At 72.6% G+C, this 15116-nt stretch carries 12 protein-coding genes and 1 tRNA gene; 11 read left to right on the forward strand and 2 right to left on the reverse strand.

Going from position 1 to position 15116, the window contains the following annotated elements; genetic code table 11:
- Nucleotides 1–62: 62 nt before the first annotated feature.
- From ACIGO6_RS02225 to ACIGO6_RS02235, 3 genes are all read left to right on the forward strand, one after another.
- Nucleotides 63–236: a hypothetical protein gene (locus tag ACIGO6_RS02225; protein WP_399870079.1), complete on the forward strand. Its 174-nt coding sequence runs from the start codon at nucleotides 63–65 to the stop codon at nucleotides 234–236.
- A 3-nt stretch (nucleotides 237–239) separates the two neighbouring features.
- The gene (locus tag ACIGO6_RS02230) at nucleotides 240–473 is read left to right on the forward strand and encodes a hypothetical protein (RefSeq protein ID WP_003976229.1); all 234 of its coding nucleotides are present in this window, start codon (nucleotides 240–242) and stop codon (nucleotides 471–473) included.
- A 137-nt stretch (nucleotides 474–610) separates the two neighbouring features.
- A tRNA-Ala gene (locus ACIGO6_RS02235) sits at nucleotides 611–683 on the forward strand.
- A gap of 50 nt (nucleotides 684–733) precedes the next feature.
- Here the strand turns inward: ACIGO6_RS02235 and ACIGO6_RS02240 are convergent.
- On the reverse strand, nucleotides 734–2344 hold the full coding sequence (locus ACIGO6_RS02240) for an NADH-ubiquinone oxidoreductase-F iron-sulfur binding region domain-containing protein (protein ID WP_399870081.1): 1611 nt from the start codon (nucleotides 2342–2344) through the stop codon (nucleotides 734–736).
- On the reverse strand, nucleotides 2341–3591 hold the full coding sequence (locus ACIGO6_RS02245) for a cytochrome b/b6 domain-containing protein (protein ID WP_399870083.1): 1251 nt from the start codon (nucleotides 3589–3591) through the stop codon (nucleotides 2341–2343). The genes ACIGO6_RS02240 and ACIGO6_RS02245 overlap by 4 nt, the downstream gene beginning before the upstream one ends.
- 498 nt (nucleotides 3592–4089) lie before the next feature.
- Between ACIGO6_RS02245 and leuS the strand changes: the two genes are divergently transcribed.
- The 8 genes from leuS (at nucleotide 4090) to ACIGO6_RS02285 (ending at nucleotide 15083) form a co-directional block, all read left to right on the forward strand.
- The gene (leuS, locus tag ACIGO6_RS02250; RefSeq protein WP_399870085.1) at nucleotides 4090–6984 is read left to right on the forward strand and encodes a leucine--tRNA ligase; all 2895 of its coding nucleotides are present in this window, start codon (nucleotides 4090–4092) and stop codon (nucleotides 6982–6984) included.
- A 205-nt stretch (nucleotides 6985–7189) separates the two neighbouring features.
- Nucleotides 7190–7942 carry a hypothetical protein gene (locus ACIGO6_RS02255; RefSeq protein WP_399870087.1) on the forward strand — a complete coding sequence of 251 codons (753 nt, stop codon included), beginning with the start codon at nucleotides 7190–7192 and terminating at the stop codon, nucleotides 7940–7942.
- Between the two features lie 72 nt (nucleotides 7943–8014).
- Nucleotides 8015–8860, forward strand: a complete 846-nt coding sequence (locus ACIGO6_RS02260; RefSeq protein ID WP_399870089.1) for a DegV family protein — start codon at nucleotides 8015–8017, stop codon at nucleotides 8858–8860.
- Nucleotides 8861–9015: 155 nt separating this feature from the next.
- A complete protein-coding gene (locus ACIGO6_RS02265) occupies nucleotides 9016–10095 on the forward strand; it encodes a helix-hairpin-helix domain-containing protein (protein WP_399870091.1) in 1080 nt (359 codons plus the stop codon).
- 164 nt (nucleotides 10096–10259) lie between these two features.
- Nucleotides 10260–12842 carry a ComEC/Rec2 family competence protein gene (locus ACIGO6_RS02270; RefSeq protein WP_399870093.1) on the forward strand — a complete coding sequence of 861 codons (2583 nt, stop codon included), beginning with the start codon at nucleotides 10260–10262 and terminating at the stop codon, nucleotides 12840–12842.
- A gap of 4 nt (nucleotides 12843–12846) precedes the next feature.
- On the forward strand, nucleotides 12847–13677 hold the full coding sequence (locus ACIGO6_RS02275; RefSeq protein WP_399870095.1) for an arylamine N-acetyltransferase: 831 nt from the start codon (nucleotides 12847–12849) through the stop codon (nucleotides 13675–13677).
- Between the two features lie 236 nt (nucleotides 13678–13913).
- Complete coding sequence (locus tag ACIGO6_RS02280; protein WP_399870096.1) at nucleotides 13914–14795, forward strand: YceI family protein; 882 nt, start codon at nucleotides 13914–13916, stop codon at nucleotides 14793–14795.
- 33 nt (nucleotides 14796–14828) lie between these two features.
- Nucleotides 14829–15083, forward strand: a complete 255-nt coding sequence (locus tag ACIGO6_RS02285) for a hypothetical protein (RefSeq protein ID WP_399870098.1) — start codon at nucleotides 14829–14831, stop codon at nucleotides 15081–15083.
- Nucleotides 15084–15116 lie beyond the last annotated feature (33 nt).

The raw sequence follows: 15116 nt of genomic DNA on the forward strand, positions 1-15116 counted from the left end.
GCCCGGTCGTGGCAGAATCAAACGGCCGGAAGGGGACCGCGGCCCGACGGGAGGGAGTGGCGATGCCTGCGAGCATCCTCGAGGAGGTCGGTCACCTCCTCGGCGGAGCGGTGGCACGGAACACCATCACCCGTCTCAGCTGCCCTTCCTGCGGTTCCGCACACGTGGCCCAAGTGCTCGGCGACAACGGCGGAATCTCGTACGTGTGCACGGCCTGCGGCCACAGCTGGAGCTGAGCGATGGGTGCACACAGGCGGAAGTGCGACTGGTGCGGCAGCGGCACCCCGATCGTGCGGGACATGGAGCCGGTCAACCCGGACTACCAGTACTGGTGCGAGGAGTGCGCGCGGGCGCTGATCATAAAAGGCGACCCCATCGAGACGTACCGCGAACTGGAGGGCGAGCCGATCTACGGCCGGCTGCTCGAGGAGCACTGCACGCTCAAGCGGTTCTACTCGTTCGTGACGGCGTAATGAACGTCCTCGTGACGACGTAACGACCGTCACAAGAGGGCGAAACGGGCAAACCGGAAACGATTTGGTGTTGTGCCCGGTGGACCGTGTAATGTTGGCGTCGCCGCCGGGGAAACCGGGCGGAACGCAGGAAACAAGGGGCTATAGCTCAGTTGGTAGAGCGCCTGCATGGCATGCAGGAGGTCAGGAGTTCAATTCTCCTTAGCTCCACAGGAAGCACGAACCCCCCGGATCACCGATCCGGGGGGTTCGTTCGTATGTCAGCGGCCGAGGGCCCGGCGGCCGCGGCCCTGGGACAGGACCGGCAGGTTGGTGCGCGAGGAACCGACCTGCCCGCGGGTGTCCTCCTCGATGCGCAGGGCGAGCGCCGGACAGCGGCGCACCGCGCGGACCGCCTTGGCCTCCGCGAACCGCGGTACGTCTGCCTGCGCGACGGTCGGGAAGCCGTCGGCGCCGAGCTGGAAGACCTCCGGGAGGATGTCCGCGCACAGACCGTGGCCCCGGCACAGGGTCCAGTCGACGTAGATCTTCTGCCGACTGGGGCCGTTCTCCTCCCCGCCGCCCGGGATGCCGGTCGGGGCCCCGCCGCCCTCGAAGAGCGGCAGGACGCCCTCCACGGGCCGTCCGCAGCCGTTGCCGAGGACATGGGCGGCGAGATCGTCCGTGAACGCCTTGACGGTCGACTCCAGGAACATCGCCGAACCGTCCGGGTGCGAGCAGGCGCCGCGCCGCTTCACGTTCCTCGCGACCTGCTTGACCGCCTCCAGGGCGGCCGGGCCGCCGCCGTTCAGGATGTCCTCCAGGCCGCGCGCGGCGGCCGGCAGACCGAGGTAGCAGGGGCCGCACTGGCCCGCGCTCTCCTGGGCCAGCCACTGCGCCACCCGCAGCGACTCGCCCAGCGGGCAGGTGTCCTGGCTGATCGGCAGGATCGCGCCCGCGCCGAGGGAGCCGCCCACCTGCTGGAGCGAGTTGCGCGAGACGATCGCCTCGTCGACCGTCGCCGCGTCGATCCACTTGCCGTGGTAGCCGCCGGTCAGCACGCCCTGCGGCACCGGCGGGGCGCCGGCGAGCTGGAGGACGTAGCGCAGCGGCACGCCCGTGGGCACCTCGATCACCATGGGGCGGGCCACCGCGCCGGAGACCGTGAGCATGACGGTGCCCGGCTCGTCGTACAGGCCGGTGTTGCCGTAGCGCTCGGGGCCGATGCGGGCGGCGATCGCCAGCTGGGCGAACGTCTCGGCGTTGGACAGCAGGGTCGGGGCGCCGCCGACGCCGCTGCGGGACGCGCTGACCTTGCGGCCGGGCGGGATCGCCGGGCCGCCGTCGATGGAGCGGATCAGCGAGGCCGCCGCGCCGGTGACCATGCGCACCGGATTGCGCTGCACGCGCGCGCGGAGGGCGGAGCGGCGTCCGTTGTTCAGGCCGCGTTCGGCGAGGGCGGCCTCCATGGAGCGCTGGGTGGACTCGCGGGTGACCCCGATGACCAGCGTGCGGGCGCCCATGGCCTCGGCGCACAGCAGCGCGCCGTCCAGGATCAGGTGCGGGGCACGGTTGATGAGCACCGTGTCCTTGCGGCAGGCCGGCTCGTCCTCGCTGCCGTTGACGACCACGACCGGCCGTACGCCGCGTTTGATCGCCGCCTCGGCGACCGAGCGCAGCTTCTTGTGGAAGGGGAAGCCCGCGCCGCCGCGGCCCTTCAGGTTGATGCGTTCGGAGAGCTGGGCGAGCTGTTCGCCGCCCAGCGGTTCGAGCGGCCCGTGCACCTTCAGGTGCATGGGCAGATCCAGGCGCTCGACAAGGTCGAAGCCCGACGTGAGCTGGGGAAGCCCGACGACGCGGACCTCTGGGACGTCGGGCAGGGCCTCGTTCACTTCATGCCTCCGGAAGGCGTGTTCCAAGGTTCGCCGGAACCCGGTGCGCCGAAGTCGTGGGCCGCGTCGTAGGGCGACGAGCCGGGGGACGCACCGGGGGCTGGTTCAGTGGCGGGACCGCTGTTGTACGTGTCATTCGGGTAGTACGTGTCGTGGACGGTGTTCGTCTCACCGGTGTCGTACACGTCACTCGAGCCGTAGCCCGACGCGCCCGGATTGCCGTAGACGGGGATGGTGTGTCCGGTGTCGTTGAGCGGGTCGTAGGCCGACGGGGGTGCCTCGCCGACCGGGGGCGGGGACGGGATCGGCCAGCTGCCCGAGGTGCTGGAAGCGGTGTCGGCGAACGGCATCGCCGTGGTGGGCCGCAGGTCCGGCGGCAGCCGGGTGGCAGCGGTCGCCTCGGCCGTCAACGGCTGCCGCCGCGCGCGCGAGGAGCCGGACACGGCACGGTAGGCCGCCGCGAAGCCGTTGGAGGGCTCCGGGGGAGTGAGGCGTTCCGCGGGCTCGTACAGCGGTGCGGAGGGGGTGCCCGGCCGGGGTGCCTTGCGGCCCTCGTAGCCCGGCAGCACGGCACCCGCCGTCGCCCGGGCCCGGCTCTCCTCCAGTTCCTCGCGGGCCACCCGCTCCGAGGTCCCGAAGAAGCCGGCGATCCGGTCGGCGACCCTGCGCTTGACCGGGCGGGGCGCCGCGCGCAGCGCCAGGGCCGCCATGACGCCGAGCAGGGACAGGCCGTACAGGACCGTGAAGAGCGGCTTCGCCGCGCGACCCGCGTAGAGCCCGTGCAGCAGGGCGAAGCACCAGGCCGGGTAGGCCAGCATGTGCATGGCCCGCCAGCGGGCTGCCACGGGAGCCGGGGACGCGAAACGGTTGCGCAGGGCGCCGGTCACGGACACGAAGACCATGAGCATGCTGGCCAGGGTGCCGAAGCCGATGAGGACGGCCCTGCCCCCGAACTGCTCGTCCTCCGTGGCCAGGAGCCCGAAGGGGACCACCGCGGCGACCCAGGTGGTGTGGTCCAGCGCGAGCTTGACCCCGATGTGCACCAGGAGGAACACGACCGAGGCGACCGCGGTGGTCCGGTGCACCGCCTGGGCCAGGATGCGTTGGCGGGTGTCGAGGACGATCCGGTCCTGGGCGACGAGCCCCCAGATCACCGAGCAACTGAGGAGGACGAGGGAGAGGACGCCGGCGCCGAAGTCGAGGAACGCCGCGAAGGTGTCGTCCGCCGTGCTGTCGTTCGTCACCACGGCAGGCCTCCCCGCGTCAGGGACGCGCGGGCAGCGGGCGAGCTGTTACTGCGGGGATGGATCAGGGGAGGGTTCATGGGGGCAACTCCGAGCGGTTCGGGAAAGCGGTCCCGCTGCCGCACTCTAAGTGGCGCCATACCCGCGAGTACGGGGTTTGAGTTATTGCGTTGTTATCAAACGACAATGCGTCCGTTGTGATGTCCCTTAGCAGTCGTTACGCGAAGTAACCTTTGACCTTGGTTCAGGTTTGCGGCGGTGCCCGCGGCTCGGAAGCCCGTCGCGGGCCGCTCGGCGACTGCGGTACCCTGACGCCATGCGTGCCGTACGCCTTCTGCTTAGCGAGCCGCGCTGATCAGTCCCGACCCCGGTCGTAGTCCGGTGGCCGGAATCGGCGCGGCGTCCCCTCCTGTGCGAGGGGATTTTTCATTTCCCGGCAGTCACAGCCGGTCTTGAATGTCGCAGCCGCTGGCAGAGACGATCGATGGAGCTTTGAGGATCATGAGCGAGACGAACCCCGCGGCGACCGCCCCTGTGTCGGCGGACGCCGCGCCGCACCGCTACACGGCTGCCATGGCCGCCGAGATCGAGGCACGCTGGCAGGACTTCTGGGACGCCGAGGGGACGTACGCCGCGCCGAACCCCGATGGTGACCTGGCGGGCGACCCGGAGCTGGTCGCCAAGCCCAAGAAGTTCATCATGGACATGTTCCCGTACCCCTCGGGTGCGGGCCTGCACGTCGGTCACCCCCTGGGCTACATCGCCACCGACGTCTTCGCCCGCTTCCAGCGGATGACCGGCCACAACGTCCTGCACACCCTGGGCTTCGACGCCTTCGGCCTGCCCGCCGAGCAGTACGCCGTGCAGACCGGCACGCACCCGCGCGTGTCGACCGAGGCCAACATGAAGAACATGCAGAGCCAGCTGCGCCGGCTGGGCCTGGGCCACGACAAGCGCCGGTCGTTCGCCACGATCGACCCGGAGTACTACAAGTGGACCCAGTGGATCTTCCTGCAGATCTTCAACTCCTGGTACGACGAGGAGGCGCGCAAGGCCCGGCCGATCGCCGAGCTGGTCGCCCAGTTCGAGTCCGGTGAGCGCGCGCTGCCCGGCGGCGGCTCCTGGGACCGGCTGACCGAGGCCGAGCGCGCCGACGTCCTGGGTGAGTACCGCCTGGCCTACGCCTCCGACGCGCCCGTCAACTGGTGCCCCGGCCTGGGCACCGTGCTGGCCAACGAGGAGGTCACCGCCGACGGCCGTTCCGAGCGCGGCAACTTCCCCGTCTTCAAGTCCAAGCTGCGCCAGTGGAACATGCGGATCACGGCCTACGCCGACCGGCTGCTGGACGACCTGGACGAGCTGGACTGGCCCGAGGCCATCAAGCTGCAGCAGCGCAACTGGATCGGCCGCTCCGAGGGCGCCCGCGTCGACTTCCCCGTCGACGGCGAGCACATCACCGTCTTCACCACCCGCCCGGACACCCTGTTCGGCGCGACCTACATGGTGCTGGCGCCCGAGCACCCGCTGGTCGAGAAGTTCACCCCGGCCGCGTGGCCCGAGGGCACGCACCAGGTGTGGACCGGCGGCCACGCGACCCCGACCGAGGCGGTCGCCGCGTACCGCGCGCAGGCCGCCGCCAAGTCCGACGTCGAGCGGCAGGCCGAGGCCAAGGACAAGACCGGCGTCTTCATCGGAACCTACGCGACCAACCCGGTCAACGGCGAGCAGGTCCCGGTCTTCATCGCCGACTACGTGCTGATGGGCTACGGCACCGGCGCGATCATGGCCGTCCCGGCGCACGACACGCGCGACTTCGAGTTCGCGCGCGCCTTCGAGCTGCCGATCCGCTGCGTGGTCGAGCCGACCGACGGCCGGGGCACGGACACGTCGACGTGGGACGAGGCGTTCGCCTCGTACGACGCCAGGATCGTGAACTCCTCCGGTGCGGACGTCTCCCTGGACGGCCTGGGCGTGGTCGAGGCCAAGGCGCGCATCACCGAGTGGCTGGAGCGCTCCGGCACCGGCCAGGGCACCGTCAACTTCCGCCTGCGCGACTGGCTGTTCAGCCGCCAGCGCTACTGGGGCGAGCCCTTCCCGATCGTCTACGACGAGGACGGCATCGCCCACTCCCTGCCCGAGTCGATGCTGCCCCTGGAGCTGCCCGAGGTCGAGGACTACTCCCCGCGCACCTTCGACCCGGACGACGCGGACACACAGCCCGAGACGCCGCTGTCGCGCAACGAGGACTGGGTGAACGTCACCCTGGACCTGGGGGACGGCCGGGGTCCGCGCACGTACCGGCGCGAGACCAACACCATGCCCAACTGGGCCGGCTCCTGCTGGTACGAGCTGCGCTACCTGGACCCGAACAACAGCGAGCAGCTGGTCGCCCCGGAGATCGAGCAGTACTGGATGGGCCCGCGCGAGGGTCTGCCGCACGGCGGCGTCGACCTGTACGTCGGCGGTTCCGAGCACGCCGTACTGCACCTGCTGTACGCGCGCTTCTGGTCCAAGGTCCTGTTCGACCTGGGGCACGTCTCCTCGGCCGAGCCGTTCCACAAGCTGTTCAACCAGGGCATGATCCAGGCCTACGTCTACCGGGACAGCCGCGGCATCGCGGTGCCGGCCGCCGAGGTGGAGGAGCGCGACGGCTCCTACTACTACCAGGGCGAGCAGGTCTCCAGGCTGCTGGGCAAGATGGGCAAGTCCCTGAAGAACGCGGTCACCCCGGACGAGATCTGCGCCGAGTACGGCGCCGACACCCTGCGCCTGTACGAGATGGCGATGGGTCCGCTGGACGTCTCCCGGCCGTGGGACACGCGCGCGGTGGTGGGCCAGTTCCGGCTGCTGCAGCGGCTGTGGCGCAACGTCGTCGACGAGAACACCGGCGAGGTGACGGTGGCGGACGTCGCGGAAGCCGACATCGACGGGGACACGCTGCGTGCCCTGCACAAGGCCATCGACGGTGTGCGCCAGGACCTGGAGGGCATGCGGTTCAACACCGCCATCGCCAAGGTCACCGAGCTGAACAACCACCTGACGAAGGTGGGCGGTGTGGTTCCGCGCTCGGTCGCCGAGCGCCTGGTGCTGATGGTCGCGCCGCTGGCCCCGCACGTCGCCGAGGAGCTGTGGCGCAAGCTGGGGCACACGGATTCGGTGGTCCACCAGGACTTCCCGGTCGCCGACCCGGCCTACGTCGTCGACGAGACCGTGACCTGCGTCGTCCAGATCAAGGGCAAGGTCAAGGCGCGGCTGGAGGTCTCCCCCTCCATCTCCGACGACGACCTGGAGAAGGCGGCACTGGCCGACGACAAGGTCGTGGCCGCGCTGGACGGGGCGGGGATCCGCAAGGTGATCGTGCGGGCGCCCAAGCTGGTGAACATCGTCCCGGCCTAGGCGGCCGGGAGGATCCGCTCGCTCTCCGGGTGGGTCGGGGTAGTCCCTTACGGGCCGGTTCAGGGTCCGGTGCGGGCAGGTTCGGGGTTCTGTTGGAACCCTGGGCCTGCCCGCTGCGTTTACCGTGGAAGAGCAGCGCGGCGGGTGCCGTGCCACGGCCTTCGGTCCCCGGGCCGGATGCTCGGACGCTCGGAGGAGGAGCTTCGTGGAAGCAGTGATCACCGTCTTCGCCCTGCTTTTCGTGCTCGCCCTCGTGCTGGGCGCCTACGCCACGGTGAAGGCCGTCGGCGCGGCCAAGCGCAGCGCCGACCGTCACATCACCCAGGCCCGCCGCACCGTCGAGGACCACACGCTGCGGGCCAAGTCCCTCGTGCAGGTGGGCCCCGCGAGCGAGCTCGCCCAGCTGCGGCTGACGCTGCGCACGTCGATGCGCGCCACGCAGGACGCGCTGCACGCGGGCGTGGCCGAGGACGAGTCCCTGAAGGAGTCCCTCGCCCTGTTCGAGCGGCTCAGCGCGCACGGGGTCGAACTGGACGGCGAGCTCAGGCGGCTGGAGTCCGAGCCCGACCGCGCCACGCTCGGCGAGCGCCTCCCCGCGCTGCGCGAGCGCACCGAGCGCATCACGCGGTCCGCGGAGGCGCTGCGCTGGGCGGCCCGGGACCGGGCCCGCCGCTTCGCCGACGACGACCTGGACTCGCTGAGCGCACAGATCGACGTCGAGGCCGGCGCCCTGCGGCACTGGACGGAGACCGGGACGGAGCCCGCCGCCGCGCCCTGGCCCGAGGCCCCGGCCGCCGAGACCCCGGCCGCCGGCCAGACCTGGCCGCAGAACCCGCAGCAGGGACGTCAGGAGCAGCAGGGTCCGGTGGAGGAGCCCGCGCGGCCCGCCATCACCCCGCCCGGCCCCGGCACCGTGTACCCCTGGCAGAAGAAACCCCGTCCGGAGAGCACGACCTGACCGGGGCCCGCGGACGCCCGCTCCCCGGGGCCGGGCTGCCGTACGCGCGCTACGGCAGGTAACCTCCAGCTCATGTCCCGCCATGTCGCGATCGTCACGGATTCAACGGCCTATCTCCCGGCCCGGACGATGGAGCGGCACGGCATCACCGCGGTACCCCTGACCGTGGTCCTGGGCGACCGCGCCCTGCAGGAGGGCACCGAGATCTCGACCCGGTCGCTGGCGCAGGCCCTGCAGAAACGGCGCCCGGTCACCACCTCCCGCCCCAGCCCGGAACTCTTCGCCGAGACCTACCGCAGGATCGCCGAGTCCGGCGTCGACGGCATCGTCTCCCTCCACCTCTCCGCGGAACTCTCCGGTACGCACGACGCGGCCGTCGTCGCCGCGCGCGAGGCACCCGTCCCGGTGCGCGTCGTGGACACCGGCATGATCGCGATGGCCCTCGGCTTCTGCGCACTCGCCGCGGCGGAGGCGGCGGAGGCCGGCGGCACGGTGGACGAGGCGGTCACGGCCGCGGAGAAACGAGCCGCGGGCACCTCTGCCTTCTTCTACGTCGACACCCTCGACTATCTGCGGCGCGGCGGTCGGATCGGGGCGGCCCAGGCCCTGCTCGGCTCCGCCCTCGCGGTGAAGCCGCTGCTGCAACTGGGCGGCGGTCGCATCGAGCCCCTGGAGAAGGTCCGCACGGCGTCCAAGGCCATCGCCCGGCTGGAGGAGATCGTCGCCGAGCGTGCGGGCAGCGCACCCGTGGACATCGCCGTCCACCATCTCGCCGCCCACGAGCGGGCGTCGGCCCTGGCGGAGCGGCTGGGAGAGCGGGTGCCCGGGCTGGCCGACCTGCATGTGAGCGAGGTCGGCGCGGTGATCGGGGCGCATACGGGGCCCGGGTTGCTGGGGGTTGTGGTCTCGCCGCGGTGAGGGGCGGCCCGGTGGGCGTCTTGTGTTTCCTTGTGTGGCTTCCGGGGTGCCGTGTGTCACCCGTGTGGGGGTTGGAGTTGTCCACAACCCGGTGGTAGTCCCCGGGAATCGAGCATGATCATCGCGGATGTGCCGAGGTGTCCGATCCTCGTCGCATGGCTCTTCGATCACGTTCACGCACCGCATCCGCGACCAGCGGCCCGGGTCGCGCTCCCGCCTCCGACGGCCGCCTCCGCCACCGCCGCTCTCCCCGCGTTCGCGGCCGGGCGCGGCACGGGCACCGGCATGCGTCGGCGGAGGAGCTGCGCCGACGTGCGGAGGCGTTGTTCGACGAACGCGCCGGTCAGTGGGGCGAGTCGGGGCTGGCGCCACCGCCGGCCGGGGCCGGCGGGCGGTCCGGCGTCGCCGAGGACGAGGGCACGGCCACGGCCACGGCTCGGAGGGAGGAGGAGCACCACGCGCCGGACGCGGTCGATGATGCCGCGGCGGTCTGGAGGAGGCGGGCCGGTTCGGCGCTGCGGGAGCGGATGCCGGTGTGGCTGCAGACGCGGTGCGGACTGGAGCGGCGCAGCGTGGCCGCGCTCACGGTGCTGCTCGTCGTCGCGGCGGTCTTCGCCGTGCAGCACTTCTGGACCGGCCGCACCCAGCCTGTGGCGGCACCGGAGATGGTGCGGGAGGGAGCGGCGTTCGGCCCGGCCGGCGAAAGCGCGGCGGCGGGAAAGGGGTCCGAGACCGGCACGCCCGAGGCCTCGACCGGTGCCAAGGCCGGTGCGGGGGCCACGGCCGGGGCCGAGATCGTGGTGGACGTCGGGGGCAAGGTACGCAAGCCCGGGGTCCACCGTCTCCCGGCCGGTTCACGGGTCGCGGACGCCCTGCGCGCCGCCGGCGGCGTACGACCCGGCACGAAGACCGAGGGGCTGAACAGGGCCCGGTTCCTCGTGGACGGAGAGCAGGTGATCGTCGGGGCGTCCGCGCCGGTCCCGGGGGCCGCCCCGGGTGGACCGGGCGCGGCGAGCGGCCCGGCCGGTCCCGCGGCTCCCGCGGCGCCGGTGTCCCTCAACACGGCCACCGCCGACCAGCTCGACACGCTGCCGGGCGTCGGCCCCGTGCTGGCCCAGCACATCATCGACTACCGCGCACAGCACGGCGGCTTCCGCTCGGTGGACGAGTTGCGCGAGGTCAACGGCATCGGCGAGCGCCGCTTCGCCGATCTTCGGGATCTGGTGCGGCCATGAGGACGCCCCCGCGCCCCGGTACGGACATGGGGCAGCCGAGGCGGCACGCCGGCGGCCACCGGTCGCCGGGGTCGCAAGGGACGGCGGGAGCGTCAGGAGCAGCGAGGGCGTCCGGAGTGGCGGGTACCGCCGGAGCGGCGGGGGCGTCGCCCGCGCGTGCGGCGGTGCACGTCGCTTCCGGCCATCGGCTCGGCGCCGCCCACCCCCGGCAGGAGGCACCCGCCGACCTGCGGCTGGTACCGCCCGCGCTCGCCGCCTGGGGTACGGCGGCGCTGACGCTCGACGTGCCGACCGTATGGGCCGTGAGCGGCGTGGCCGGAGCTCTGACGGCGGCCGGTGCTCTGCTGCTGTGGACGCGGCGGCGGCGACCGACGCGCAGGCGCCTCCCTGTGTCGGTTGCCGCCCTGCTCCTCTGCGTCGCCGCGGCCGCCGCCTCGGCCGCGCTGCACGGCGCGGACCTGCGTCGGGGGCCGGTGCCGACGCTGGCGCGGCAGTACGCCACCGTCACCGCCGAGGTGGAGGTCACCGCCGACCCCCGCCTCACCCGCCCCCGCGTCCGGGGAAACCGTGCGATGCCGCCCACCGTGCTGATCGAAGCCGAGGTGCGACGGGTGACGGAGGCGGGCGGCACCACGACGAGGACACGGACGCCGGTGCTGGTCGACGTGCGGCCTGCGGACCCGGATGCGCGGCCTGCGGACACCGCCGGAGGGCCGCCGCTCTCCCGGGCGGGGCCGGCTGCCTCACGCTGGCTGGGCCTGCTGCCGACCACCCGGGTCAGGGTCACCGCCCGGACGGCGCTCCCGAGAACGAGCGGGGACCGCGTCGCGGCCGTGCTGCGGGTACGGGGCGACCGGCAGGCACCGGAGGTGGTGGCCGGCCCGTCGGGAGCGCAACGACTGGCGGGGCGGCTGCGCGCCGGACTGCGGGAGGCCACCGACGGGCTGCCGGCGGACGCGCGGGCGCTGCTGCCCGGGCTGGTCGTCGGGGACACCTCGCGCATCACGCCGGAGCTGGAGGAGGCGTTCAAGGAGACCGACCTCGCGCACACACTGGCCGTCTCCGGAGCCAACTTCACGATCGTGCTCGCCCTGCTGCTCGGACCGCCGGGGCTGGCTCAGCGCAGCGAGCGTCGGGGTCTGGCCCCCCGCCTCGGTATCTCCCTGCGGACGACCGCGCTGCTCGGCGGGGCGCTCTCGCTCGGCCTCGTCGTCGTGTGCCGGCCCGACCCGAGCGTGCTGCGGGCCGCGGCCTGCGGGGCCGTCGCCCTGCTCGCCCTGGCCACGGGGCGGCGCAGATCGCTGCTTCCGGCGCTGGCGACGGCCGTGCTGCTGCTGGTGCTCTACGACCCGTGGCTGGCCCGCAGTTACGGCTTCCTGCTCTCCGTACTGGCGACCGGCGCGCTGCTCACGCTCGCCCCACGGTGGAGCACGGTGCTGCGCAGGCACCGGGTTCCACCGCGCCTCGCCGAGGCGTTGGCCGCCGCGGGGGCGGCGCAGGCCCTGTGTGCACCGGTCGTCGCCGTGTTGTCGGCGCGGGTGAGCCTGGTGGCGGTGCCGTGCAATCTGCTGGTGGAGTTCGCGGTCGCGCCGGCCACGGTGCTGGGCTTCGCCGCGCTGGCGACGGCACCGGTGGCGATGCCGGTGGCCAAGGCGCTGGCCTGGTGCGGGGGGTGGCCCGCCGGATGGATCGCGGGGATCGCCCGCAGCGGCGCCGCGCTGCCCGGCGCGGGAGTGGACTGGCCGGGCAGCTGGGCCGGGGCGGCGCTGCTCGCCCTCGTCACGGTCGGCGTCGTGCTCGCCGGGCGGCGGTTGCTGAGGCACCCCTGGTGGTGCGGGGCCTGTGCGGTGCTGCTGGCTCTGGCGGTGGTACGGCCGGCACCGCTGGCCCGGGTGATCACGGGGTGGCCACCGCCGGGCTGGCGGATGGTGATGTGCGACGTGGGGCAGGGCGACGCCCTGGTGCTCGCGGCGGGCGAGGGTACGGGGGTGGTCGTGGACGCCGGGCCCGACCCCGCACTGGTCGACCACTGTCTGCGTTCGCTCGGCATCACGCGCGTCCCGCTCGTGGTGCTGACCCACTTCCACGCCGATCACGTGGCGGGGCTGCCGGGGGTGCTGCGGGGGCGTTCGGTGGGCGCGATCGAGACGACGGCCCTCGAGGAACCCGCGGACCAGGCCGAGTCCGTTCGCAGGCAGGCGGCGGCCCGGCGGATCCCCCTGCGGCACGCAGCCGCCGGAGAGGGACGTCGGGCCGGTCCGCTGTCCTGGCAGGTGGTGTGGCCACCGCCGAGCCCGCCGACTCCACCGGCGAGCCCATCGGCGACCTCACCGGCGACTTCACTGCCGACCGCGGCGCCGGGCCCGCCGACGCGCACCGAAGGGCCCAATGACGCCAGTGTCACCCTCCTGGTGCGGACGGCGGGGCTGCGTCTGCTGCTGCTCGGAGACCTGGAGCCCCCGGCGCAGCAGGAGCTGGCCCGATCACCGGCGGCAGCGGCGCTGGAAGACGTCGACGTCCTCAAGGTGGCCCACCACGGCTCCGCCCACCAGGACCCCGACCTCATACGGAAGGTGGCCCCACGGCTCGCGCTCATCAGCTGCGGCGACGACAACACGTACGGGCACCCGGCGCCCAGCACGGTCGCGGCACTGCGTGCCCAGGGCGCGATGGTGCTGCGCACGGACCGGGACGGGGCACTGGCGGTCACCGGCACGGGTGAGGCGCTGCGGGTGGCGGGAGACTGAGGCCATGGATTCCACACAGACAGATGCCTACCTCCGCCGGCTGGGAGCCGAGTATCCGGCGAGGCCCACCGTCGACGCCCTGCGCGACCTGCATCTGCGCCATCTGCGGACGGTGCCGTTCGAGAACCTGTCCGTCCATCTGGGCGAGGAGATCGTGCTGGAGGAGAAGCGGCTGCTGGACAAGGTGGTGGGCGCGCGCAGGGGCGGGTTCTGCTACGAACTCAACGGCCTCTTCGGGGCGTTGCTCGCGGCGCTCGGGTACGGGGTCACGCTGCTCGCGGCCCGGGTGTACAAGGACGACGGGGCCGGGCTCGGTATCCCGTACGACCATCTGGCGCTGCGGGTGCGGACGGTGGACGGGGGCGACTGGCTGGCCGACGTCGGGTTCGGGGCGCACAGCCACGGCCCGCTGGCGTTCGCGGAGCGGGGTGAGCAGGAGGACCCCGGGGGCACCTTCCACGTCGTCGAGGCGGGGCCGGACGCGGCCGGGGTGCGCGGCGGGCACGACACGGCCCGGGCCGCCGACCTGGACGTGCTGCGCGACGGGAAGCCCGTGTACCGGGTGGAGCTGCGCCCGCGGGTGCTCGGCGACTTCGTGTCCGGGGCGTGGTGGCACAGCACCTCGCCCAGGTCGCACTTCCTCACGGCGCCGGTCTGCTCCCGGGTCACGGAGGACGGAGGGAGGATCACGCTCAGCGGACACAGGCTCACGTCGACGGCCGCCGACGGCACGCGGGAGGAGCGCGAACTGGCGACGGACGAGGAGGTGCTCGCGGCGTACCGGGACCACTTCGGCATCGGCCTCGACCGTGTGCCCGTCGTGGCCCGACCGTGAGGAGGCGTGGCAGTGACAGGGAGGGCCCTTGGTCCTGGCTGTGACGACCCTCGGTTCCCGCTGTGAGAAATCCCGCCTTGAGTGATCAATTCAGGCCACACGGGGCTACTCGTGCGTACTACCAGCACATACGTTGGTTTCCCGCGATGTGGTCCCGTGTTGCCTCGAAAGCCTCATCGGTGATCGAATGTTTCACCGTCAACTAGATTTCTCACGTCGCGCAGAGGGTGTCGCAGATGATCGGCCGTTGGCTGGGAAGCCGAACGAAGCGGATGCAACGGACGGGTCCCCTGGCGGCGGTGCAGACGCCGTCGAACGCGGGGGTGCTCAGCTGCCGGGTCCTCGACCCCGTCAACGAACCGGTGCCGAACGCGGAGTTCGCGGTCAGCGACGCCATGGGGCGCAAGGTGGTCGGCGGCGGGACGGACCCGTTCGGGTCGTTCGTGGCGACGGTGCCCGCGGGGGACTACCGGCTGGCGGTGTCCGCCGAGGGGTACACGCCCTACCGGGCCTCCATGACGGTCACCGAGGACTCGCTGGCCTCGCTCGGCGACGTGACGTTGCAGGTGGCCCAGCCGCCGGAGCTGCCGGCGGCGGGCGACTGGGAGATCGAGCCGGCGCACTCCTCGATCGCGTTCACCGCCCGGCACATCGGGCTGGCCCGGATCCACGGCCGGTTCAACTCCTTCGCGGGCGCGGTGCGGATCGCGGACGAGATGGAGCACTCGGCGATGCACGTGGTGATGGACGCGGCGTCCATCGACACCAACGTGAAGATGCGCGACGACCACCTGCGCTCGGCCGACTTCCTGGACGTGGAGCGCTTTCCGACCCTGGAGTTCTACAGCGACCGGTTCACGCACCGCGGCGGCAACCGGTGGGCCGTCACGGGAGCGCTCTCCCTGCACGGTGTGACGCGCACGGTCACGCTGGACGCCGAGTACCTCGGCCTCGGCAACGGGATGGAGGGCGAGACGCGGGCGGCCTGCCGCGCCACCACCGAGCTGCACCGGGACGACTTCACGGTGAGCTGGCAGACGATGCTGGCGCGCGGCATCGCCGTGGTCGGGCCCAGCATCACGATCGACCTCGACGTGCAGATCGTGCCCAAGGGGTGACCCGGCGATCCGGCCGCCGCCCGCTGCCCGACAATGGCACCCGTGAGTGACGTGAGACATGTGCTGGTGCTGCCCGACCGCGACGCCGCGGAGGAGGTGGCCGAGGCGCTCGGGGAGCGGTTCGGACTCGACGAGGAACCGCAGCTCGTCAGGGACGCCCTGGCCGGCGAGGACGATGCCGAGGACGCCCAGTGGCTCGTCGTCCTGCGCGACGAGCGGGACCGGCTGGACCCCGGTGAGCTGGACGAGTTCGCGGGGGAGTGGGACGGCTGGCGCGAGGAGCCGTAGCGCAGGTGTGGCGGCGGACGGGGTCCGTTGTCA

The sequence above is a fragment of the Streptomyces sp. NPDC053750 genome, assembly GCF_044544295.1.
Lineage (GTDB): Bacteria > Actinomycetota > Actinomycetes > Streptomycetales > Streptomycetaceae > Streptomyces.

Coding starts and splice junctions, on each gene's coding strand:
- ACIGO6_RS02225 (WP_399870079.1), top strand. CDS start 63: ATGCCTGCGAGCATCCTCGAGGAGGTCGGTCACCTCCTCGGCGGAGCG.
- ACIGO6_RS02230 (WP_003976229.1), top strand. CDS start 240: ATGGGTGCACACAGGCGGAAGTGCGACTGGTGCGGCAGCGGCACCCCG.
- leuS (WP_399870085.1), top strand. CDS start 4,090: ATGAGCGAGACGAACCCCGCGGCGACCGCCCCTGTGTCGGCGGACGCC.
- ACIGO6_RS02260 (WP_399870089.1), top strand. CDS start 8,015: ATGTCCCGCCATGTCGCGATCGTCACGGATTCAACGGCCTATCTCCCG.
- ACIGO6_RS02265 (WP_399870091.1), top strand. CDS start 9,016: ATGGCTCTTCGATCACGTTCACGCACCGCATCCGCGACCAGCGGCCCG.
- ACIGO6_RS02275 (WP_399870095.1), top strand. CDS start 12,847: ATGGATTCCACACAGACAGATGCCTACCTCCGCCGGCTGGGAGCCGAG.
- ACIGO6_RS02280 (WP_399870096.1), top strand. CDS start 13,914: ATGATCGGCCGTTGGCTGGGAAGCCGAACGAAGCGGATGCAACGGACG.
- ACIGO6_RS02285 (WP_399870098.1), top strand. CDS start 14,829: ATGGCACCCGTGAGTGACGTGAGACATGTGCTGGTGCTGCCCGACCGC.